The sequence below is a fragment of the Bacillus sp. DB-2 genome (genome assembly GCF_003315125.1).
Classification (GTDB): domain Bacteria; phylum Bacillota; class Bacilli; order Bacillales; family Bacillaceae_G; genus Bacillus_A; species Bacillus_A mycoides.
In genome coordinates this window covers 322,333-343,104 of the sequence record NZ_QNRN01000005.1, presented here as the reverse complement: position 1 = coordinate 343,104, position 20,772 = coordinate 322,333, and the positions used below count along the sequence as shown (strand labels likewise).

Here is a 20,772-nt window from a genome sequence, read left to right as displayed (position 1 = left end):
GAGGTATACCCAAGTTCGGCTGAAGGGATCGGTCTTGAAAACCGACAGGCGGCGAGAGTCGCGCGGGGGTTCGAATCCCTCTACCTCCTCCATTTATTTTTAAAACATAATATCGTCGCGGGGTGGAGCAGTACGGTAGCTCGTCGGGCTCATAATCCGAAGGTCGCAGGTTCAAATCCTGTCCCCGCAACCAATGGTCCCGTGGTGTAGTGGTTAACATGCCTGCCTGTCACGCAGGAGATCGCCGGTTCGACCCCGGTCGGGACCGCCATTTTATGTTGGCTCGGTAGCTCAGTCGGTAGAGCAGAGGACTGAAAATCCTCGTGTCGGCGGTTCGATTCCGTCCCGAGCCACCATTTTTTTGTTTTTTTTATGCCGGCTTAGCTCAATTGGTAGAGCAACTGACTTGTAATCAGTAGGTTGGGGGTTCAAGTCCTCTAGCCGGCACCATTTAGGGGCATAGTTTAAAGGTAGAACTGAGGTCTCCAAAACCTCCAGTGTGGGTTCAATTCCTACTGCCCCTGTAAAGTATATGGGCCTATAGCTCAGCTGGTTAGAGCGCACGCCTGATAAGCGTGAGGTCGATGGTTCGAGTCCATTTAGGCCCACCATATATATTCCGCAGTAGCTCAGTGGTAGAGCTATCGGCTGTTAACCGATCGGTCGTAGGTTCGAGTCCTACCTGCGGAGCCATGGCCCGTTGGTCAAGTGGTTAAGACACCGCCCTTTCACGGCGGTAACACGGGTTCGAATCCCGTACGGGTCATAAAAAAAGAGTCAGCATATTGCTGACTCTTTTTTATTATGTATAAGCCTCTTTTTATCACCTTATTTTCCCGAAATAAATAAAGGGATTTAGGAAAAGCTATGGTATGTATTAAAAGGAGGAGATGAAAAATGACGCAAGTTAGAGAACTTATGAGTACTCATATCGTACATTGTACACCATTAGACAATGTATATGAGGCAGCTGTAAAAATGAAGGAAGAATCGGTTGGATTGATTCCTGTTATTGAAAATAAACAAGTTGTTGGGCTTGTTACTGATCGAGACTTAGTTGTTCGTGGGATTGCTGAAAAACATCCTGGATCTAATCAAATTACAAATGTAATGACAACAAACATTGTTTCAGTTTCTCCAGATGATTCTATTGAAAAAGCTACAGAATTAATGGCACAATATCAAATTAGACGGTTACCGGTAGTTGAGAGCGGTCAACTTGTTGGGATGCTAGCACTAGGTGATTTAGCTATAAGAAAATCAGCAGATGATCAAGCAGGGTTTGCTTTAAGTGAAATCTCAGAGCATATGGAATAAATTATGTATAAAAATCAGATACATTATTCTAGTATATGCGGATTAAACTAATATGTTAGCGTGATGTATCTGAGACATTATATAATAAGTATAGAGTCAATATTTTTGACAGTTTTTTTAAATTTGTCATTCCTAATTTTTAATAAGAGAAAAAATGATATACTGAGAGATATAAGTATTATGATAGATTTTGAATATAACAATATTTATTGTTAATGATGTAATAATGAATTAATATTTCCTACGTAGATAAAGTGAAACTTTAATTATTGGGGGGTGTCCATCCCCCAATAATTATTAGTTGAACCAATCGGGCTTTTATAGGCAGTTTTATCTCCCACCTAACTTCCTCGTATTCGCAGAATTTTGAGGTGGGAGTCTTACTGCCCGCAAATAGCGGGATAAAAAGGGAAGGGGAATTATATGAGGGCTGTACAGGGCGATCCAAATTGGAATTTGGTTACAGATACATATATAGAACCAAATAATTTCGCTGAGTTATTTTCTTTGCTTGTACCTTGTCATCCAAAAGGTGAAGGGAAAGAGCGAACTATATTAGTATGGAAAGAAAAAGAATTTTATAAAGAAGAGAATTTAGCGCCATTTATCGTATATGGCATGAATAAAGTAAAGAATTTACCGCAGTTTCATAAAGATGAAATTCCAACTCTAGTACGTATTCTTCGTTTATGTCAAGAGATTGGTTGGTATGAAGAGGCAAATGCTTTTATGATAACCCAAGGGCTAGATGAATTTGTCCGAACTTCATTGGAGTATGAAACATGGGATCTTTTGACGAAAGCAGTTGCTTTAAACTATTTAATTATTAAATATCGTATTGGTGAATTAACAGCTGAGGATGTAGAAATTTGGGAGCGAGTTAAATTTAATGAGAAATGTATAACAGATTGCAAACATCTATTATCTCATAAAGAAGTATTGGAATTTACATTCTTTTATATGTGTAAGCGAGCTAAGCTATTGTCAAAAGAGCAATTAAATAGTGATATGATGAGTCTGGCAATGTATTGTAATACTTTTGTGTATGATTTATATACACATGACTTATTACGAAAGTATCGTAAGTGTACAGACTTCCTATCATATTATGGACCTAGTCAAGCAGTTTTAGCTTGTCAAAGAGCTGTACTTTCACAAATTTCCGATCGATTAGACCCTTTAAAGACAACTCATGTAGATGATTATTTATATGTGATGAAAGAAATGATGGAGCATATGACGATAGGGGTAATGGATCGGTATGGTCATTTTATTGGAAAGCTACTATCATATGTACCATTTTTCGAAATGATCCAAGTTCCACAGCATGCATATTATTGTGAAGAATTACTGTATATTTGTAAGGGAATTGAATACAAAGAAGAAATACTACGCAATTATATATTTATACAATTACATGATTGTTTACCATCATTCTTTAAACTATTTCTTAAAAATAAGCGTTATGCAACGATTCATGATATTCTTTTCTATTGGTGCGACGATGAACAAAGAATGAGCTTAGAGAAAAAATATAATCTTAGTTTTATTTATGAAAAATATGCTTGCGGATAAACCTTATTTTACATATTAAAAATTAATATAAATTAAAAAGGATCTCAAGTTTATGTGAGATCCTTTTTTGTTAGTAAAGCAAGGAGAAAGTAACTAAGATAAGAAATAACATTCCATAAAGGAGAAATTGTGCAGTATAACTTCTTTGTATACCAAAAAAAGTATTCATTTTTTCATATAAATTCAATATATATTTCATTGGATTATCTTTGAAAGATTGGTACACAGTGTCTCCTCTTTCTAAGCTTCTTGTTCATGTTTTTGGTTATTAGGAACATGAACGTATCTAGCTATGAATAATAAAACACCTATAAAGAATACAGGAAGTACGGTAGATAAATAAAAACCATTACTAATTATATTTGTTATAAGAGCACTTAAAAGAAAAATAACATTATAAATATGGGCAATTTTTTGTTTTAGCCGCATTTGTAATGCTTCCATAATGATTTCTAAAGCAACAAAAGCAATAATAATAGATAAAAATACAGTGTTCGTATTATAAATGATTAAACAACAGATTAAACCTAAAAAGGCCAGGTATTCAATAAAGAGAGGTATATTGCGTGGCATATAATTTACCTAACTAAATATGGCAGTGGGTTTACTGCATTTGTTTTTTCAAAATTCCATTCCCCATTATGTAATTCAAAATGGAGATGTTGCCCGTATGAATGACCTGTGTTTCCCATATGACCTACTAATTGTCCAGTTTGTACTTGATCACCAGCTTGTACAGTGCGATCCTTCATATGAGCATAAACTGTTGTATATAATTTCCCATTTATTTGATGGGCGATGAACACGACATTGCCGTAGCTAGCCGAATAATAAGATTTCACAACCTTACCTGCAGCAGCAGCTTGAATAGAGACATTTCCTTGTGCTGCTATATCTATACCATAATGCATTTGCTCCCAGCGCATATCAAAAGTGGAGCTGATTTTCCCTTGAGTAGGGAATTTGAAAACTGCTGGAATTGATGCAGGTGGAGCTGTTTTAGCGTGTGCTTGATTTTGATTTTGCACTACATAGTGTTTTGCTACATATCCGTATCCTGTGCCAAAACGAATTTTATACCAAGTACCTACCGTTTCTACTACTTGTACTTGTGTACCATTTTGTAATGAGCCAAGTAGAGTGCCACTTGTGCTAGCATTGCTACGTACATTTAATTTTGGTGTTGCAACAGTATACGAAGGAGAACCTTGTACTGTTACACCTTTTACTAGAGGTGTGGATCCATTAGATACAAATGTTTTTTGTACGTAACCAATTTGACCGTTATGTAATATTTTGTACCAATCCCCTTGTTCACCTTGAATGGTAATGAATTGACCATTTGGTAATATATCTAGAATAGAAGACTCTGTATTAGGTTCAGAACGAACGTTTAATGCGTTTGCATTTACGATATATTGATCCTTTGATTGAACATTTTTTTTGAATAGAATTGCATCTTTTTTTATATAGCCTGTTTTGTTGTTAACAGATACTTTATACCAATCTTGAGTTGTCTCAAGAATAGTAACCGGGCTATTAAATCGAATGTTATCAATTATTGCACTGTCTGTATGGCTATTTTGATGTAGTGCAACGTTGTCAATTTTTACATATCCAGTTTTTACTGTAGATGGTTGCTTAGCAGCCGCTGTTTGTATATCGGATTCTCCCATAGAAGGAAGTAAAGAAGCAATTGCGATAGTAGTTGCTGTTAAAGCTGTAGCTTTATTCATGTAATAAAGACCTCCTCTAGTTGTATAGTTGTAATTTTATTATAGTATAAAGATATAATATATTGGTCGTATTCACATAAATGTAATATGAAATCAATAAAAATAATGTCAGAAGAGAGATTCGTATATAAATATTGTATATATCATTTGTGAGGTTGCATTTATATTTGTTTAACACGTTAAGAATTAATTCTCAATTAAGAAAATTAAAACAGTTGATGATGTCTTATGGCGATGTTATACTGACAGTGATAATTTTATAGTTTGCTAGGAGGGCTGGTGTTGCCAGCTGAGAGTAGGGCCGTAAGCCTTTGATCCTTTTTATTACCTGATCTAGATTATGCTAGCGTAGGGAAGCAATTCGGACATTAACAATGAGTCCCCGTTTCTTTGCGTATAGAAACGGGGCTTTTTTATTTAAAAATTTCATATTAACACCACTAGGGGTGCTTTTCGTGCTGAGAGAGGAATAATCCTTAACCCTTACAACACCTGATCTAGATAATACTAGCGAAGGGAAGTGGAACAACGAATAAATTATAATTTTATTTGCTGTAACCACTTCTTATATACAGAAGTGGTTTTTTTATTGAAATAAATAGATATATAGGAAGGGGAATTATTAATGAAATTTTGTGAAAGATTATTTAATACGGTGCAGCCTGTTTGGGAGAAAAGTCATAATCATCCGTTTGTAGTAGGTATGGGGGATGGTACGTTGGAAAAAGACAAATTCCAGTACTATATTATTCAAGATTATTTATATTTGTTAGATTATGCAAAGCTATATGCAATTGGGGTTGTAAAGGCAACGAATCCACAAGTTATGGCAAAATTTGCAGAGCAAATTGATGGGATTTTAAATGGAGAAATGACGATCCATAAACAGTATGCAAACAAACTTGGCATTACTGTAGAGGAGATAGAATCTGCGAAACCATCTGCTAAAAATTTAGCATATACAAATTACATGATGTCTGTATCTCAAAATGGCACACTTGCAGAATTAATATCAGCTTTACTTCCATGTATGTGGAGTTATTGGGAGATTGGAAAGCGTTTAAATGATATTCCTGGAGCAAGAGATCATGAGTTCTTTGGAGAGTGGATTCAAGGATATAGTTCTGAAGAATACGGTAACCTTTGTATTTGGTTAATAGATTTATTAAATGAAATGGCAGTTGGAAAGTCAGAGAAAGAGCTAGACCGATTAGAGGAAATTTTCTTATATTCCAGCCGATTTGAATATTTATTCTGGGATATGGCTTATCTTAAGGAGATGTGGGGTTTTGAGGAGCAAGAACATACTACAGTTTCATAATGTTTCCTTTCATTATGATGAGAAACCAATCATCGATGAATTAAATGCTTCTATACAAGATAAAGAGTTTGTAAGTATTATCGGACCGAGTGGATGCGGGAAAAGTACTTTATTTCGCCTTATTACAGGCTTAGAAGAGGCAAGTACTGGACAGATAGAGCTGACAAAAACAAAGAGTCATCCTGTAGGGTATATGCCCCAAAAAGATATGCTCTTGCCGTGGAGGACGATTATTGAGAATGCGGCTCTGCCGCTAGAGTGCCAAGGTGTGCAGAAGAAAGAAGCGCAAGTAAAAGCGAAAGAACTGTTACATAAATTTGGTTTACAAGGGTACGAGAAAAAATATCCGAAAGATTTATCTGGTGGTATGAGGCAACGCGTATCTTTTATCCGAACTTTATTAACAGGCGGGGAGATATTATTGTTAGATGAACCTTTTAGTGCATTGGACGCTTTAACGAAGGCATCTTTGCAAGAATGGTTGTTTGAACAATGGAAAGAGTGGGAAAAAACAATTTTATTTATCACTCATGATGTTGAAGAAGCATTGTTTCTTTCTAATCGAATTTTGGTTGTAGAAAATCAACCGATAGCAACTTTAACTGAGCGAATTGTGCCGCTTGATCGTAACCGAACAAGAAAAGATTTATATAAACCTGAAGTGTTAGCGCTTAAAGAAGAGCTCCTTAGTATGTTACAAAGGCAGGTACTTGTATGATGAATCGCTTGAAGGAGTTATTACCTGCCCTTATATTAAGTGGAATTCTACTTGCTCTATGGGAAGTAGGAGCAAGAATTGTAGATGAGATGTACATTTTGCCATCACCTTCTGCAATTGTAATGAAGATATGGGTGCTGAAAGATATATTATTTACGGTTCATTTACCTGCAACGTTGTATGTCGTTTTAATAGGCATTGTTATTTCTATCGTACTGGGCGTAGGGCTAGCAATGTTAATGAATGCGAGTACGTGGATGGAAAGAGCATTTTATCCGTTATTAGTTGCTTCACAAACAATCCCGATTACTGCGCTTGCGCCGCTCTTCGTTTTATGGTTTGGATATACCATCTGGAGCAAGGTTGTTGTTACCGTTTTAATTACGTTTTTCCCAATTGCGGTCAATACGTATGATGGACTGCGTAGTACGAAAAAAGAATGGGAGGAGCTCTTAGTCACGTATGGTGCAACAAAAAAAGATATTTTTCTAAAGCTAAAGTTGCCATCTGCTCTTCCTTACTTTTTCTCAGCGTTAAAAATTGCAGTTCCGCTTAGTGTGATCGGGGCAGCAATTGGAGAATGGCTCGGTGCACAAGCTGGGCTTGGATATTTCAGTAAAAGAATGATGACACAGTTAGACGGAGCTGGTGTATTTGCACCAATTGTATTGTTATCATTATTAGCTATTTTCTTCGTCATACTTATTTCCACATTAGAAAAGAAATTCATTAGTTGGAGGAAACATTCATGAAATTATTAAAACGCATCTTTGTGTTTACATTATTAGTTGCAATGATTGCAGGATGTTCGAGTAACTCGGCATCAGATAAGAATAAATCAGAAAAAGAAATAACAGTAATGCTTGATTGGTACCCGAATGCGGTACATAGCTTTATTTATACGGCAATTGAAAAAGGATACTTTAAAGAAGAAGGAGTCAAGGTGAATATTAAATTCCCTTCTAATCCGACTGATCCATTAACGCTAGCGGCAGCAGGGAAAGTGACCGTTGGCTTGTATTATCAACCAGATGTTGTCATGGCAAAAGCAAATGAACAAATTCCAGTGAAATCAATTGGAGCTGTCGTACGTTCGCCGTTAAATCATGTTGTATCGCTGAAATCAGCAGGTATTAAGTCACCTAAAGACTTAGAAGGAAAAACAGTTGGATATTCTGGGACCCCTTTAAGTGAAGCATATTTAAAAACGATGGTAAAAGAAGATGGTGGTAATCCAGATACAGTAAAAGTAGTCGATGTTGGATTCGATTTAGTACCAGCGTTAATTACGAAAAAAGTGGATGCTGTAACAGGAGCGTACATTAACCATGAAGTACCTGTTATGCGTCATGAGGGCCATGAACCAGCGTACTTTAATCCAGCTGATTACGGTGTGCCGAATTATCATGAGCTTGTGTTTGTAACAGGTGATAAAACTTTGAAAAAGGATAAAGAAGCATTACAGGCCTTTTTACGTGGTGCGAAAAAGGGATATGATTTCATGAAGAAAAATCCGGATGAAGCATTAAATATTTTATTAGATCATCAAGAAAAAGAAAACTTCCCACTTGTACCAGAAGTTGAAAAAGAAAGTATGAAAATTTTATTAGAGAAGATGGAAACGAAAGATGAGCCATTCTTATCGGATTCAAAAGAGTCATGGGAGAAACAAAATAAATGGTTGAAAGACAAAGGAATGGCGAAAGAAATCGTTCCAGCCAATGAATTATTCGAAAACATTTTAAAGTAGGCGAATGAATATGAAAAATGAGCTTCATGTAATCTCAAATGGCCATATGCCATTTGAAGAATTAGTGAATGTAGCGATGCAAATTGAGAGTGAGATTGATTATTTGCATATTCGTGAGCGTGAGAAGAGCACGAAGGAATTGTATGAAGGTGTGGAAAGTCTTTTGGGGAAAGGCTTTCCGGCATCGAAGATAGTGATAAATGATCGAATTGATATTGCTATTCTATTAAATATTCCGCGTGTGCAGCTAGGATATCGAAGCGCAGATGTAAGGTCGGTGAAAGAAAAGTTTTCTTATTTGCATGTTGGCTATTCAGTACATTCTTTAGATGAAGCGATAGTGGCATTTAAAAATGGAGCGGATTCACTCGTTTACGGTCATGTATTTCCAACGGCTTGTAAAAAGGATGTGCCAGCAAGAGGATTAGAAGAAATTGCTCATATGGCAAGATGCTTATCCATACCAATAACTGCAATTGGTGGGATTACCCCTGAAAATACAGGTGATGTTCTTGCAAATGGTGTAAGTGGCATTGCTGTTATGTCTGGGATTATAAGCAGTAGTAATCCGTATAGCAGGGCGAAATCTTATAAGGAATCAATAAGAAAGTGGGCGGAAAAACATGTGTAAGAAGTATGATGTAGCGATTATTGGCGGAGGTGTAATTGGTAGCTCAGTTGCACACTTTCTAGCAGAAAGAGGGCATAAAGTAGCGATTATAGAGAAACAAAGAATCGCATCTGAAGCTTCGAAAGCAGCTGCTGGTTTGCTCGGTGTTCAGGCAGAATGGGATGCATATGATCCGCTGTTTGAGCTTGCTAGAGAAAGCCGTGCTATATTTCCACAACTTGCAGCAGTTTTACGTGAAAAAACAGGCATCGATATTGGGTATGAAGAAAAGGGCATTTATCGCATCGCTCAAAATGAAGATGAGAAGAAAAGAATTCTTCATATTATGGATTGGCAGCAGAAAACAGGTGAAGATTCCCGATTTCTAACGGGGGACCATTTACGGGAAAAAGAGCCGTTTCTTTCCGAGTCAATTATAGGGGCGGTATATTATCCGAAAGATGGTCAAGTTATTGCACCAGAGCTTACGAAAGCATTCGCACATTCTGCAGCAATTTCCGGAGCTGATATATATGAACAAACAGAAGTGTTTGATATTCGTATTGAAAATAATAAAGTGACTGGAATTGTGACAAACGAAGGTGTAATCACATGTGAAAAAGTCGTTATCGCTGGAGGCTCATGGAGTACGAAATTACTACATTATTTCCATAGTGATTGGGGCACGTATCCTGTGAAGGGTGAAGTTGTTGCAGTAAGAAGCAAGAAACCGCTCTTGAAAGCTCCTATTTTCCAAGAACGTTTTTATATTACACCGAAACGTGGTGGCCGTTACGTAATTGGGGCAACAATGAAGCCTCATACGTTTAATAAGTCTGTACAACCAGAAAGTATTACTTCCATATTAGAGCGTGCCTACACAATATTGCCTGCTTTAAAAGAAGCAGAATGGGAAAGTACGTGGGCTGGGTTAAGACCGCAGTCTAATCATGAAGCTCCTTATATGGGAGAGCATGAAGAAATAAAAGGTTTATATGCTTGTACGGGCCATTATCGAAACGGCATTTTATTAAGTCCTGTTTCTGGTCAGTATATGGCTGATTTAATAGAAGGAAAGCAGGAGAATCACTTGCTAGATTCATTGCTTTCTAAAACGGTTTAGAAAGGGGATGGAAGTTTGAATTTAAAAATTAATGGTAACCAAATTGAAGTACCAGAGAGTGTGAAAACAGTAGCTGGGCTACTTACACATTTAGAGTTAGATAACAGAATTGTTGTAGTAGAACGTAATAAAGATATTTTACAAAAAGATGACCATAACGATACATCTGTTTTTGATGGGGACCAAATTGAGATTGTAACTTTCGTAGGAGGCGGTTGATTATGTTAAACATTGGACAATTTTCATTTCATTCTAGACTTTTATTAGGAACAGGGAAATTCCCTGATTTTGATGTGCAGCAAAAGGCAATTGATGTTTCTGAGGCTGAGATTTTAACATTCGCAGTACGTCGTATGGATATATTTGATGCGAAGCAGCCTAATTTATTAGAGAAACTTGATGTAAAAAAATATACGTTATTACCGAATACAGCAGGAGCAAAAAATGCTGAAGAAGCTGTTCGTATTGCAAAATTAGCAAAAGCTTCTGGACTTTGTGACATGATAAAAGTAGAAGTTATTGGTGATGATAGAACGTTATTACCTGATCCAGTAGAAACGTTAAAGGCATCTGAAATGTTACTAAAAGAAGGATTTATCGTTCTTCCTTACACATCTGATGATGTTGTATTAGCACGCAAACTACAAGAACTTGGTGTGCATGCGATTATGCCAGGAGCATCACCAATTGGATCAGGACTTGGTATTGTAAATCCATTAAATTTAAGCTTCATTATTGAACAAGCGACAGTACCAGTTATCGTTGACGCAGGTATTGGTAGCCCAGCTGATGCGGCATTTGCGATGGAATTAGGAGCGGATGGTGTGTTATTGAATACAGCTGTTTCGGGAGCAAAAGATCCTATTAAGATGGCACAAGCAATGAAATTAAGTATTGAGGCAGGTCGTTTAGGTTTTGAAGCAGGTCGTATTGCACGCAAGCGCTGCGCGACAGCAAGTAGTCCTTTAGAAGGAATGAGCGTATTTGAATAATCGATATTCTCGCCAAGAGCTATTTTCTCCAATTGGGGAAGAAGGGCAACAAAAGATAAGGACAAAGCATGTACTTATTATCGGTGCAGGCGCATTAGGTAGTGCAAACGCAGAGATGTTTGTAAGAGCAGGCGTTGGTCAAGTAACAATTGTTGACCGTGATTATGTCGATTGGAGTAATTTGCAAAGACAACAATTGTATGCAGAGAGTGATGTAGAGAATAATCTTCCGAAGGCTGTAGCGGCAAAAAAACGTCTAGAAGAGGTTAATAGTGAAGTAAGAGTAGAAGCTCGCGTTCAGGATGTAACGGCTGAAGAGTTGGAAGAACTCGTTACAAATGTTGATGTAATCATCGATGCGACTGACAATTTCGAAACACGTTTCATTGTGAATGATATATCGCAAAAATATTCTATTCCATGGGTTTATGGGGCATGTGTAGGGAGTTACGGTCTTTCTTATACTATTCTTCCAGGAAAAACGCCATGTTTATCTTGTTTATTACAATCGATTCCGCTTGGCGGAGCGACATGTGATACAGCGGGGATTATATCGCCTGCTGTGTCTCTTGTCGTTTCTCATCAAGTAACGGAAACACTTAAACTGTTAGTAGAAGATTATGACTCACTTCGAGATGGGCTTGTATCATTTGATGTATGGAAAAATGAATATTCATGTATGAATGTGCAAAAGCTTCGTAAACATAATTGTCTATCGTGTGGTGAACAGGCAGTATATCCATATTTAAATAAGGAAAACACTTCAAAAACAGCAGTGTTATGCGGGAGAAATACAGTTCAAATTAGACCACCTCATAAAGAGGAAATGGATTTTGAACAATATAAAAAATTGCTGAATGATCGTGTGACTGATTTAAATGTAAATCCATATTTATTATCATTTTCGGTTGAAGAAAAGAGATTAGTTGCTTTTAAAGATGGCCGTGTACTTGTACATGGAACGAAAGATATAAGCGAAGCGAAAACAATTTATCATCGCTATTTTGGGTAGAAAAGGATGAGTGGAATGAAAGTGAATAAAGCTTTAACAATTGCAGGGTCTGATAGCGGAGGCGGCGCTGGGATTCAGGCGGATTTAAAAACATTCCAAGAGCTTGGTGTGTATGGAATGACGGCTATTACAGCAATTACTGCTCAAAATACGCTTGGCGTTCAAGGGGTATATCCTGTTTCTTTAGAAGGAATTACGGAACAGCTGAATTCAATTGGTACGGATTTAACGCCAGATGCTGTAAAACTAGGAATGTTATTTAGCAGTGAAATTATTCAAATTGTTGCAGAACATATTAAAAAATTCGGCTGGAATAATATTGTGCTAGATCCTGTTATGATTGCAAAAGGCGGGGCATCATTATTACAACAAGAAGCAGTACAAGCATTAAAGGAATATTTATTACCAGTAGCAACTGTTGTAACACCGAATGTTCCTGAAGCAGAAGTGTTAACTGGGATGGAAATTCAAAATATAGAAGATAGTAAAGAAGCTGCGAAAGTATTGCATGAATTAGGAGCTAAATATGTTCTTATGAAGGGCGGACATGCAGAATATCAAGGTAATGAAGTAATTGATTTACTCTTTGATGGTGAGCAGTTTATTGAATTTAGAAGTGAACGAATTCCTTCGAAGCAAACGCACGGAAGTGGGTGTACATTTGCTTCAGCGGTTACAGCAGGACTTGCGAAAGGCTACTTGATGGAAGAGGCAGTTCAAGAAGCAAAACGATTTATTAGTATAGCGATTGAAGAGCCGTTGAATATTGGAAGTGGTCATGGGCCGACGAATCATTTTGCGTATAAATTGAATAAAGCGCGTGCATAAGTGGAAATTCAACCAGTGGGGCTATATCCTCACTGGTTATTAAGGTTAATGATTAATAAAAGTTTAATATATGGTAGTGAATTTGATTTGGGTATCTTGTTTAAATGCGTCCTTTTAGATAAATAAAATATATAAAAGGTGTGATGATATTAATATTAAAAATATAAGGTATGGAATCATAGCCTTCTTATTATTACTTAAGTATTTACTATAAATTAATAACAAACAAGAAATTAAAAAAATGATTTCTAGTGTAGTACGGAATTCAGTATAACTAGTAATAGTAACTAAAATCACTAGAATTAAAAGTAACGAATTACCTAGAATGTTTATTATTTTAATAAAATTATTCTTTTTATCCTCGGTCATATAGCATCCTCGTTTCACGTTTAATTTTTAATCATTTCTTTATTTAGTATTATTACAATACGACTCATGAAAATTCCTATTGAATATAAATATTTATAATGTCTAGCAACAATGAAAAATCCACCTTAAGGATTTTTCATTGTTTACTTTTTCCAAATACAGGAGTAATATATCAGCCAGAATACATTTTTTGTAATACGCTGAGTCCAAATGTATGGAGCGGAGGAACCAATTTGTGCGTCGTCACTAGGGGTGAATCTTTCAATTTTGAAAGTAGGGCTACTCTCAAAGCCCGAATCCGACAGCTAACTTCGTAAGCGTCTTGAGAGAGGGCGGTGCCATGATGGATATATCACTTCGTCGGTCTGATTAGTATAGGAGAATATCAATCTATGTTTGAGTTCTTTTATACTAAGGAGGATGAGGTACATGGAATTAACGCTTATTTGCGTTGGAGAAGAAAATAAGGTAAAGAGTTTAAGAGAGCTAGCAGCATTTCAGCATGAGTTAATTATTTTTACAGCAAATGAAGAGATAGCAGATCAAGTTAGAAAGTGTGGATTTGATTGGACTTATAGCTGTAATAAGGAGCAGGATTTTACTAGTATTTGCGAGCGTATTAAGAAGGTGATTTTACTAGGAGATGAGCTTCCGATAGTTAGTTTCTTCACAGAACGCATTCGTTTTTCTTTTCAAGCGCCTATTACTGTTGTTACAAAGAATAAACGATATCCGGCCAGGCTCTATGAAACAATTGGAGCTAAATTTGTAGTGTTTACGAACTGTGATAATATTTCTTTTTTATTTTTTGAATAAGGTGGGGGAAATGAAGATGAAAGTGTTGTTACTAGGAGATATAGCGAATCGTTGGGCGATATCGGTAGAGCGAGTTCACGAATTGGTAGTGCTCGATCCTCTTTTTCCAGGGCCATATATTATATTACCATCAAAAGATGTTTTGTATTTAGAGGCGGATATTACCGAATATGAGCAGTTACATGCAGAATTATCACAAGTTTATATTCGAGGGAGAAATTTGCGTGCTTTTTTGCGTGGAGAATAAAGGTTGAATGAAAAAAGAGCGAATGCTGAGTGCAACAAGCTATGCACTTCATGTCATTCGCTCTTTTTATTTCATATTTAAAAGATCATTTCTATGAAAGAAAAAGAAAACACAAGAAAATAGATGAAAGAATATTAATAATAAGTAATGTAAGCGTTTAAATGGCGGAATTTTTTCTTATTTTAAGTAATTTGCCTCTTTACAAGTTAAATTTAGAGGAGTATATTTACTCTCATAAATCATTCATGAAATTTCCAAAAAAAACCTAAAATCGCTGAGTTCCAGAAATGGAGCGGGGGAACCAATTTTGTGCATCGTCACTTGGGGTGAATCTTTCAGTTTTGAAAGTAGGGCTACTCTTTAGGCCCGAATCCGACAGCTAACCTCGTAAGCGTTTAGAGAGGAGGTTTACTTTGTGTTGTTCGTTTCGAACACTAAGTAGAGCTTAGTGTTCTTTTTTTGATAACTAGATGGTAAAATTTAACAAAAAGTGAGGGGTAGTTATGTTAGATGTCGTAATGATCGGTATTTTTGTTGGGTTAGTCGCATCGATGGCAAGTCTTGCAAGTTGGTCAGATAAAGTTGTGAAAGAAGGGAAGCAATCATGATGATTGCCTTATCGGTTATTGTTGCAGCGATTACGGTGTACTTAGTGTACGCATTATTAAATCCAGAAAAGTTTTAATTAGGGGGAATCATTCATTATGATTTGGGTTGCAGTCGTTATTACAATGCTCTTGTTTATTCTAGTAGCAAAGCCAACGGGGATTTATTTAGAAAAAGCTTTTCAAGGTAGCAAAACGCTAGATAAAGTATTTGGGCCTTTTGAAAAACTTATTTTTAAAATTACGGGTGTAAAAGCATACAATCAAACGTGGAAACAGTACGCATTATCATTAGTTTTACTCAATGGATTTATGATTGTTGTCGTATATTTCATTTTCAGATTACAAGGTGTGCTGCCGCTAAATCCAGCGCATATTGAAGGAATGGAGCCTACACTCGCTTTTAATACGGCAATTAGTTTTATGGCTGATACAAACTTACAGCATTATAGCGGTGAAAATGGTTTATCTTATTTATCACAATTAGTCGGAATTACATTTTTAATGTTTGCGGCACCAGCAACGACGTTAGCGCTCGTTATGGCTTTTATAAGAGGACTCGCTGGAAAAGAACTCGGTAACTTTTTCGTTGATTTTACGAGAGCATTAACGAGAGTTTTTCTTCCTATCGCATTTATTGCGGCGTTAGTCTTTGTCGCACTTGGTGTACCACAAACGTTAGATGGAGCAGTTACAGCACAAACAATTGATGGTGCGAAGCAAAGTATTTTACGTGGTCCAGTTGCATCATTCGTTTCAATTAAGGAACTTGGAAATAACGGCGGTGGATTTTTCGGGGCAAACTCTACACATCCTTTTGAAAATCCAGGGCAAATGAGTAATATTTTGCAAATGATGCTTATGATGTTATTGCCAACAGCACTTCCATTTACGTACGGACGAATGGTAGGAAATAAAAAACAAGGTCGTATCCTTTTCGTTTCACTATTCATGGTATTTTTACTAGGATTTATAACGATTACAACATCTGAATTACATGGAAATCCAGTGTTAAATGGAATGGGTATCGAACATGTACAAGGAAGTACAGAAGGAAAAGAAGTCCGATTTGGAACAGTATTTTCTTCCCTTTATGCGACAGTAACGACAGCTGCGGAAACAGGGGCCGTTAATACGATGCATGATACGTTAACACCAATTGGTGGTCTAGTTCCACTCGTAAATATGATGTTAAATACAGTATACGGCGGTGTTGGAGCAGGCTTTGTTAACATTATCATGTATGCAATTATTGCAGTCTTTATATCTGGGTTAATGGTTGGACGGACACCAGAGTTTTTAGGTAAGAAAATTGAAGGGAAGGAAATGAAATTAATTGCGGTAACGATATTATTTCATCCATTGCTTATTTTAGGATTTTCGGCATTAGCTCTTTCAACAAGTTTAGGAACGGATGCAATTTCTCATTCCGGTTTCCACGGTTTAACGCAAGTTGTTTATGAGTATACATCATCAGCTGCGAATAACGGATCTGGATTTGAAGGATTGAGGGATAATACACCGTTTTGGAATATTACGACTGGTTTAGTTATGTTTTTAGGACGCTATTTCAGTTTAATTACGATGCTAGCTGTTGCAGCTTCACTGAAAGAGAAGACGGTAGTACCAGAAACAGTCGGAACGTTCCGTACAGATAATGGTTTATTTGGAGGGATATTTATCGGAACAATTGTAATTGTTGGTGCGTTAACATTCTTCCCGATGTTAGTACTCGGCCCAATTGCAGAATTTCTTACATTGAAGTAATGGAGGGTAAATGATGAGACCGGTAGTAGTAAAAGAAAAACAAGTAGATCAGTCACAAATACATGCTGTAGAAGATGAGGTTAGACAGGCAAAAACGCTGGATCGTGATATCGTGACGCATGCGATGAAACAATCCTTTGCGAAATTGAATCCGAAAGTAATGATAAAGAATCCGATTATGTTCGTTGTGGAAATTGGATTTATCATTACGTTAATTTTATCCTTTCTTCCAAGTAGTTCTAGTAGTGTACCAGGGTGGTTTAATATAACAGTTTCTCTCATTCTATTATTTACAGTTTTATTTGCTAACTTTGCAGAAGCTTTAGCTGAAGGGCGTGGTAAAGCGCAAGCTGATTCTTTAAAACAATCGAAGAAAGATGTGTTTGCAAATGTTGTAAAAGAAAATGGAGACATTGTTCAAGTTTCAGCAACTGAGCTGAGAAAAGGTGACGTTGTTATTGTAAAACAAGGGGAAATGATTCCGAATGATGGTGAAGTAATTAAAGGATTAGCGTCTGTAGATGAATCAGCAATTACAGGGGAATCAGCTCCTGTTATAAAAGAAGCGGGTGGCGATTTTTGTTCAGTAACAGGCGGAACGATGGTCGTAAGTGATGAGATTACGATTGTGATTACGAGTAATCCTGGTGAATCATTTATTGATAAAATGATTTCTTTAGTAGAAGGAGCTGCTCGTCAAAAAACGCCGAATGAGATTGCTTTAAATACAGTATTAACGAGCTTAACTCTTATTTTCTTAATCGTTGTTGTGACGTTGCCGATTTTTACAAATTATTTAGGGTTTCAAATTGATACAGCTGTACTTGTTGCATTGTTAGTTTGTCTAATTCCAACGACAATTGGTGGGTTATTATCGGCAATTGGTATTGCTGGGATGGACCGCGTAACAAAGTTCAATGTATTAGCAATGTCAGGGAAAGCAGTAGAAGCTGCGGGTGATATTAATACAATTATTTTAGATAAAACAGGTACGATCACTTTCGGGAACCGGATGGCACATACACTACTCCCTGTAGGAAATGAAACGATTGAGCAAGTAGGAAAATGGGCTGCGATTAGCTCAGTTTTAGACGAAACACCAGAAGGTCGATCAGTTATAGAATATGTACAAACGAAATCTATATCATATAATAGAGAACTTGCAGAACAAGGTGAATTTGTTCCGTTTAAAGCAGAAACGAGAATGAGTGGTGTTGATTTACAGGATGGAACGAAAGTAAGAAAAGGTGCTGTTGGTGCCGTTATTGAATGGGTTCAATCAAAAGGCGGAACGATTCCGAAAGATGTGAATCAAAAAGCAGATTTAATTTCAAAAGAGGGTGGAACACCACTTGTAGTTGCAGTGGATGATCGTATTTACGGTTTAATTTATTTAAAGGATACAGTAAAACCTGGTATGCGTGAGCGTTTTGAACAATTGCGCCAAATGGGAATTAAAACGGTTATGTGTACAGGGGATAACCCATTAACAGCAGCAACAATTGCAAAAGAAGCAGGGGTAGATGAATTCGTTGCCGAGTGTAAACCAGAAGATAAAATTGCAGTTATTAAAGCAGAGCAAGATAAAGGTAAACTTGTAGCGATGACAGGTGATGGTACAAATGATGCCCCGGCATTAGCGCAAGCTGACGTTGGGTTAGCGATGAATAGTGGTACGACAGCTGCGAAAGAAGCAGCAAATATGATCGATTTAGATTCGAATCCAACTAAAATTATTGAGGTTGTAGGAATCGGTAAGCAATTGTTAATGACACGAGGTGCGTTAACGACGTTTAGTATTGCGAATGATATTGCAAAATATTTTGCAATCATTCCAGCAATGTTTACACTTGCGATTCCGCAAATGGAAGCATTAAACATTATGAAATTAACATCACCGCTTTCAGCAATCTTATCAGCATTAATATTTAATGCGGTTATTATTCCGTTACTTATTCCGCTAGCGATGAAAGGTATCGCATATAAACCAATGAGTTCTAATGCATTGCTTAGCAGAAATTTACTCATTTACGGGCTTGGCGGAGTGATCGTTCCATTCATTGGAATTAAAGTAATTGATATGATTGTCGGCTTGTTCATATAAGAAAGAGGGGAAAAAAGATGGCGGAAAAACAAAGTATACTTTCACCAATTATTCGTATTACTTTTACGTTCTTAGTCTTGTGCGGCCTTGTATACCCGCTTATTGTAACTGGTATTGCGCAAGCGGTAATGAAGGATAATGCGGATGGAAGTCTTATATATAATGATAAGGATGAAGTAGTTGGTTCAAAATTAATCGGTCAAAATTTCACAGATCCACGTTATTTTCATGGACGTATTTCTAGTATAGAATATAAAGCAGAAGCATCTGGCTCAAATAACTATGCGCCGTCTGATCCAGATTTAGCAAAACGAGTTGAGAAAAGTATTGAAGACTGGAAGAAACAAAACCGGGCTGTTCCAGTTACAGAAGTACCGATAGATTTAGTGACGAATTCGGGTTCAGGGCTTGATCCTGACATTAGTCCAAAAGCGGCTTCTGTGCAGGTAGATCGCATCTCGAAATTAACGAATATTCCGAAAGAAAAGCTGAATCAACTGATTAAGGATCAAACGGAAGGTGCTGCACTTGGCTTGTTTGGAGAAGATCGCGTGAACGTCTTAAAGTTAAATTTAGAATTACAGAAATTAATGAAATAGTAACAGTGCTACCTCAATCTAACGGATTGAGGTAGTGTTGTTTCGAAAGAAAGGTTGTGAGTGTTTTGTATGCGGATGACTATAAACCGACGTTTCAAAGGCGAACACCAGAAGAGTATTTAGAATACATTCGTCAACAAAATCGTGGGAAGTTAAAACTATATGTAGGAGCGGCTCCAGGAGTAGGGAAAAGTTATAAAATGCTATTTGATGCAAGAGAGATGAAAAAAGACGGTATTGATATTGTAGTTGGTTTAATTGAAACACACGGTAGAAAAGAGACGGAAGAAGCAATTGCTGATTTAGAAAAAGTTCCTTTAAAAGAAATAGATTATAAAGGGAAAGTATTTTATGAGCTTGATGTAGAAGGAATTATAAAGCGGGCACCACAAATTGTTGTTGTGGATGAACTTGCGCATAGTAATATTCCCGGGTCGAAAAATAAGAAACGTTACATGGATGTGCAGGAATTGTTAGATGCCGGTATATCTGTATTATCAGCATTTAATATTCAACATTTAGAAAGTGTTCATGACATTGTAGCTCAAATTACGAATGTAAAAGTAAGAGAGCGTATTCCAGATTTTATTTTGCAAAAAGCAAATGAAATTCAACTTGTTGACGCAACACCTGAGGTACTCCGGAAGAGATTAATCGATGGAAAGATATATAAGGAAGAAAAAATTCAACAAAGCTTACAAAACTTCTTTACGCTTAATAATTTAGGGGCACTAAGGGAATTGTCGCTTCGTGAAGTTGCAGATGATATGGATGAGAAAATTAGTCAAACAGTTATAGAACCAATTGGGGTGAAAGAAAAAATTCTCGTTTGTGTACAATACAGTTCAACAGCAGAGAAATTAATACGGAGAGGTTGGCGCATGGCTGATCGGCTAAATGCTGAATTGTATGTGTTAAACGTAGAGCGGGAAAATATAGATTCACTTTCAGCAGGGAAAAAGCAAACAATTGAAGAGTGGAAATCGCTAACGAATCAATTTGATGCGAGCTTTGTATTAGAAGAAGCGAAAGGAAGAAAGCCAGCTGATGTTATTATTGAAGTCGCGAACAGACTACAGGTGACACAAGTTTTACTCGGACAATCGGCGAGAACACGGTGGGAGGAAATAAGAAAAGGTTCTATTGTAAATGAAATTATGAGACAAACGAAGTATATTGATATTCATATTGTTGCTGATCAAAGAGCTTAAAATAGAGACCGGATTGTTGAGGAGTCTCTATTTTTCTTTTTTTCAAGCCTTTTGAATATAATTTCTGAAAGA

General features: G+C 36.8%; 22 protein-coding genes, 8 tRNA genes and 4 riboswitches. Of the genes, 28 read left to right on the top strand and 2 right to left on the bottom strand.

Going from position 1 to position 20,772, the window contains the following annotated elements:
* Positions 1-116 precede the first annotated feature (116 nt).
* From DET63_RS11420 to DET63_RS11375, 10 genes are all read left to right on the top strand, one after another.
* Positions 117-193, top strand: a tRNA-Met gene (locus DET63_RS11420).
* 2 nt (positions 194-195) lie between these two features.
* Positions 196-271: transfer RNA gene (locus tag DET63_RS11415), tRNA-Asp, on the top strand.
* Positions 272-280: 9 nt separating this feature from the next.
* Positions 281-356: transfer RNA gene (locus tag DET63_RS11410), tRNA-Phe, on the top strand.
* A gap of 18 nt (positions 357-374) precedes the next feature.
* Positions 375-450 (top strand) — tRNA-Thr (locus DET63_RS11405).
* Between the two features lie 3 nt (positions 451-453).
* Positions 454-524: transfer RNA gene (locus DET63_RS11400), tRNA-Trp, on the top strand.
* Positions 525-534: 10 nt separating this feature from the next.
* Positions 535-611 (top strand) — tRNA-Ile (locus DET63_RS11395).
* Between the two features lie 7 nt (positions 612-618).
* Positions 619-693, top strand: a tRNA-Asn gene (locus DET63_RS11390).
* 1 nt (position 694) lies between these two features.
* Positions 695-766: transfer RNA gene (locus DET63_RS11385), tRNA-Glu, on the top strand.
* Between the two features lie 131 nt (positions 767-897).
* Positions 898-1,317 carry a CBS domain-containing protein gene (locus tag DET63_RS11380; protein WP_002010634.1) on the top strand — a complete coding sequence of 140 codons (420 nt, stop codon included), beginning with the start codon at positions 898-900 and terminating at the stop codon, positions 1,315-1,317.
* Between the two features lie 423 nt (positions 1,318-1,740).
* Complete coding sequence (locus tag DET63_RS11375) at positions 1,741-2,892, top strand: DUF3965 domain-containing protein (protein WP_113936776.1); 1,152 nt, start codon at positions 1,741-1,743, stop codon at positions 2,890-2,892.
* A 240-nt stretch (positions 2,893-3,132) separates the two neighbouring features.
* Here the strand turns inward: DET63_RS11375 and DET63_RS11370 are convergent, their stop codons facing one another.
* Together DET63_RS11370 and DET63_RS11365 are read right to left on the bottom strand one after the other, a co-directional pair.
* Complete coding sequence (locus DET63_RS11370; RefSeq protein ID WP_002010638.1) at positions 3,133-3,465, bottom strand: hypothetical protein; 333 nt, start codon at positions 3,463-3,465, stop codon at positions 3,133-3,135.
* 5 nt (positions 3,466-3,470) lie between these two features.
* A complete protein-coding gene (locus tag DET63_RS11365; protein WP_113936775.1) occupies positions 3,471-4,628 on the bottom strand; it encodes an SH3 domain-containing protein in 1,158 nt (385 codons plus the stop codon).
* Between the two features lie 259 nt (positions 4,629-4,887).
* Positions 4,888-5,000: riboswitch (TPP riboswitch) on the top strand.
* 60 nt (positions 5,001-5,060) lie between these two features.
* A riboswitch (TPP riboswitch) is annotated at positions 5,061-5,164 on the top strand.
* An 89-nt stretch (positions 5,165-5,253) separates the two neighbouring features.
* On the opposite strand from DET63_RS11365, the gene tenA reads away from it, so the two are divergent.
* From tenA to kdpDN, 18 genes are all read left to right on the top strand, one after another.
* Positions 5,254-5,949 carry a thiaminase II gene (tenA, locus tag DET63_RS11360; RefSeq protein WP_113936774.1) on the top strand — a complete coding sequence of 232 codons (696 nt, stop codon included), beginning with the start codon at positions 5,254-5,256 and terminating at the stop codon, positions 5,947-5,949.
* Positions 5,918-6,667, top strand: a complete 750-nt coding sequence (locus tag DET63_RS11355) for an ABC transporter ATP-binding protein (protein ID WP_113936773.1) — start codon at positions 5,918-5,920, stop codon at positions 6,665-6,667. Before tenA ends, DET63_RS11355 begins: the two co-directional genes overlap by 32 nt.
* Positions 6,667-7,419: an ABC transporter permease gene (locus tag DET63_RS11350; protein ID WP_113936784.1), complete on the top strand. Its 753-nt coding sequence runs from the start codon at positions 6,667-6,669 to the stop codon at positions 7,417-7,419. Before DET63_RS11355 ends, DET63_RS11350 begins: the two co-directional genes overlap by 1 nt.
* Positions 7,416-8,417 carry an ABC transporter substrate-binding protein gene (locus tag DET63_RS11345; RefSeq protein ID WP_113936772.1) on the top strand — a complete coding sequence of 334 codons (1,002 nt, stop codon included), beginning with the start codon at positions 7,416-7,418 and terminating at the stop codon, positions 8,415-8,417. Before DET63_RS11350 ends, DET63_RS11345 begins: the two co-directional genes overlap by 4 nt.
* A gap of 10 nt (positions 8,418-8,427) precedes the next feature.
* A complete protein-coding gene (gene tenI, locus DET63_RS11340; RefSeq protein WP_113936771.1) occupies positions 8,428-9,048 on the top strand; it encodes a thiazole tautomerase TenI in 621 nt (206 codons plus the stop codon).
* Positions 9,041-10,150 (top strand): glycine oxidase ThiO, encoded by a 1,110-nt coding sequence (gene thiO, locus DET63_RS11335; protein WP_113936770.1) that lies wholly within the window; start codon positions 9,041-9,043, stop codon positions 10,148-10,150. The genes tenI and thiO overlap by 8 nt, the downstream gene beginning before the upstream one ends.
* Before the next feature lie 15 nt (positions 10,151-10,165).
* A complete protein-coding gene (gene thiS / locus DET63_RS11330; protein ID WP_001049509.1) occupies positions 10,166-10,369 on the top strand; it encodes a sulfur carrier protein ThiS in 204 nt (67 codons plus the stop codon).
* Positions 10,370-10,371: 2 nt separating this feature from the next.
* Entirely contained in the window at positions 10,372-11,142 is a 771-nt protein-coding gene (gene thiG, locus DET63_RS11325; protein ID WP_113936769.1) for a thiazole synthase, read from the top strand.
* The gene (locus tag DET63_RS11320) at positions 11,135-12,154 is read left to right on the top strand and encodes a thiazole biosynthesis adenylyltransferase ThiF (RefSeq protein ID WP_113936768.1); all 1,020 of its coding nucleotides are present in this window, start codon (positions 11,135-11,137) and stop codon (positions 12,152-12,154) included. The genes thiG and DET63_RS11320 overlap by 8 nt, the downstream gene beginning before the upstream one ends.
* A gap of 15 nt (positions 12,155-12,169) precedes the next feature.
* Complete coding sequence (thiD, locus tag DET63_RS11315; RefSeq protein WP_113936767.1) at positions 12,170-12,982, top strand: bifunctional hydroxymethylpyrimidine kinase/phosphomethylpyrimidine kinase; 813 nt, start codon at positions 12,170-12,172, stop codon at positions 12,980-12,982.
* A gap of 557 nt (positions 12,983-13,539) precedes the next feature.
* Positions 13,540-13,687: riboswitch (cyclic di-AMP (ydaO/yuaA leader) on the top strand.
* A gap of 93 nt (positions 13,688-13,780) precedes the next feature.
* Positions 13,781-14,167, top strand: a complete 387-nt coding sequence (locus tag DET63_RS11305; protein ID WP_113936765.1) for a hypothetical protein — start codon at positions 13,781-13,783, stop codon at positions 14,165-14,167.
* A 16-nt stretch (positions 14,168-14,183) separates the two neighbouring features.
* Positions 14,184-14,414 (top strand): hypothetical protein, encoded by a 231-nt coding sequence (locus DET63_RS11300; RefSeq protein ID WP_016101779.1) that lies wholly within the window; start codon positions 14,184-14,186, stop codon positions 14,412-14,414.
* 262 nt (positions 14,415-14,676) lie between these two features.
* A riboswitch (cyclic di-AMP (ydaO/yuaA leader) is annotated at positions 14,677-14,822 on the top strand.
* Positions 14,823-14,917: 95 nt separating this feature from the next.
* The gene (locus DET63_RS11295; RefSeq protein WP_000887888.1) at positions 14,918-15,022 is read left to right on the top strand and encodes a SipW-dependent-type signal peptide-containing protein; all 105 of its coding nucleotides are present in this window, start codon (positions 14,918-14,920) and stop codon (positions 15,020-15,022) included.
* Positions 15,019-15,099, top strand: coding sequence for a K(+)-transporting ATPase subunit F (gene kdpF, locus DET63_RS11290; RefSeq protein ID WP_000972378.1), 81 nt, complete (start codon positions 15,019-15,021; stop codon positions 15,097-15,099). The genes DET63_RS11295 and kdpF overlap by 4 nt, the downstream gene beginning before the upstream one ends.
* Positions 15,100-15,118: 19 nt before the next feature.
* The gene (kdpA, locus tag DET63_RS11285; protein WP_113936764.1) at positions 15,119-16,786 is read left to right on the top strand and encodes a potassium-transporting ATPase subunit KdpA; all 1,668 of its coding nucleotides are present in this window, start codon (positions 15,119-15,121) and stop codon (positions 16,784-16,786) included.
* A 13-nt stretch (positions 16,787-16,799) separates the two neighbouring features.
* Positions 16,800-18,890: a potassium-transporting ATPase subunit KdpB gene (gene kdpB, locus DET63_RS11280; protein WP_113936763.1), complete on the top strand. Its 2,091-nt coding sequence runs from the start codon at positions 16,800-16,802 to the stop codon at positions 18,888-18,890.
* Between the two features lie 17 nt (positions 18,891-18,907).
* Positions 18,908-19,489 (top strand): K(+)-transporting ATPase subunit C, encoded by a 582-nt coding sequence (kdpC, locus tag DET63_RS11275; RefSeq protein ID WP_113936762.1) that lies wholly within the window; start codon positions 18,908-18,910, stop codon positions 19,487-19,489.
* 56 nt (positions 19,490-19,545) lie between these two features.
* Complete coding sequence (gene kdpDN / locus DET63_RS11270) at positions 19,546-20,700, top strand: KdpD-like non-kinase potassium sensor (protein WP_142675678.1); 1,155 nt, start codon at positions 19,546-19,548, stop codon at positions 20,698-20,700.
* Positions 20,701-20,772 lie beyond the last annotated feature (72 nt).

What these genes read in the sequence shown, in the direction of transcription:
- DET63_RS11380 (WP_002010634.1), top strand. Translation starts at nt 898, where the DNA reads ATGACGCAAGTTAGAGAACTTATGAGTACTCATATCGTACATTGTACA.
- DET63_RS11375 (WP_113936776.1), top strand. Translation starts at nt 1,741, where the DNA reads ATGAGGGCTGTACAGGGCGATCCAAATTGGAATTTGGTTACAGATACA.
- DET63_RS11370 (WP_002010638.1), bottom strand. Translation starts at nt 3,465, where the DNA reads ATGCCACGCAATATACCTCTCTTTATTGAATACCTGGCCTTTTTAGGT.
- DET63_RS11365 (WP_113936775.1), bottom strand. Translation starts at nt 4,628, where the DNA reads ATGAATAAAGCTACAGCTTTAACAGCAACTACTATCGCAATTGCTTCT.
- tenA (WP_113936774.1), top strand. Translation starts at nt 5,254, where the DNA reads ATGAAATTTTGTGAAAGATTATTTAATACGGTGCAGCCTGTTTGGGAG.
- DET63_RS11350 (WP_113936784.1), top strand. Translation starts at nt 6,667, where the DNA reads ATGAATCGCTTGAAGGAGTTATTACCTGCCCTTATATTAAGTGGAATT.
- DET63_RS11345 (WP_113936772.1), top strand. Translation starts at nt 7,416, where the DNA reads ATGAAATTATTAAAACGCATCTTTGTGTTTACATTATTAGTTGCAATG.
- tenI (WP_113936771.1), top strand. Translation starts at nt 8,428, where the DNA reads ATGAAAAATGAGCTTCATGTAATCTCAAATGGCCATATGCCATTTGAA.
- thiO (WP_113936770.1), top strand. Translation starts at nt 9,041, where the DNA reads ATGTGTAAGAAGTATGATGTAGCGATTATTGGCGGAGGTGTAATTGGT.
- thiG (WP_113936769.1), top strand. Translation starts at nt 10,372, where the DNA reads ATGTTAAACATTGGACAATTTTCATTTCATTCTAGACTTTTATTAGGA.
- thiD (WP_113936767.1), top strand. Translation starts at nt 12,170, where the DNA reads ATGAAAGTGAATAAAGCTTTAACAATTGCAGGGTCTGATAGCGGAGGC.
- DET63_RS11305 (WP_113936765.1), top strand. Translation starts at nt 13,781, where the DNA reads ATGGAATTAACGCTTATTTGCGTTGGAGAAGAAAATAAGGTAAAGAGT.
- DET63_RS11300 (WP_016101779.1), top strand. Translation starts at nt 14,184, where the DNA reads ATGAAAGTGTTGTTACTAGGAGATATAGCGAATCGTTGGGCGATATCG.
- DET63_RS11295 (WP_000887888.1), top strand. Translation starts at nt 14,918, where the DNA reads ATGTTAGATGTCGTAATGATCGGTATTTTTGTTGGGTTAGTCGCATCG.
- kdpF (WP_000972378.1), top strand. Translation starts at nt 15,019, where the DNA reads ATGATGATTGCCTTATCGGTTATTGTTGCAGCGATTACGGTGTACTTA.
- kdpA (WP_113936764.1), top strand. Translation starts at nt 15,119, where the DNA reads ATGATTTGGGTTGCAGTCGTTATTACAATGCTCTTGTTTATTCTAGTA.
- kdpB (WP_113936763.1), top strand. Translation starts at nt 16,800, where the DNA reads ATGAGACCGGTAGTAGTAAAAGAAAAACAAGTAGATCAGTCACAAATA.
- kdpC (WP_113936762.1), top strand. Translation starts at nt 18,908, where the DNA reads ATGGCGGAAAAACAAAGTATACTTTCACCAATTATTCGTATTACTTTT.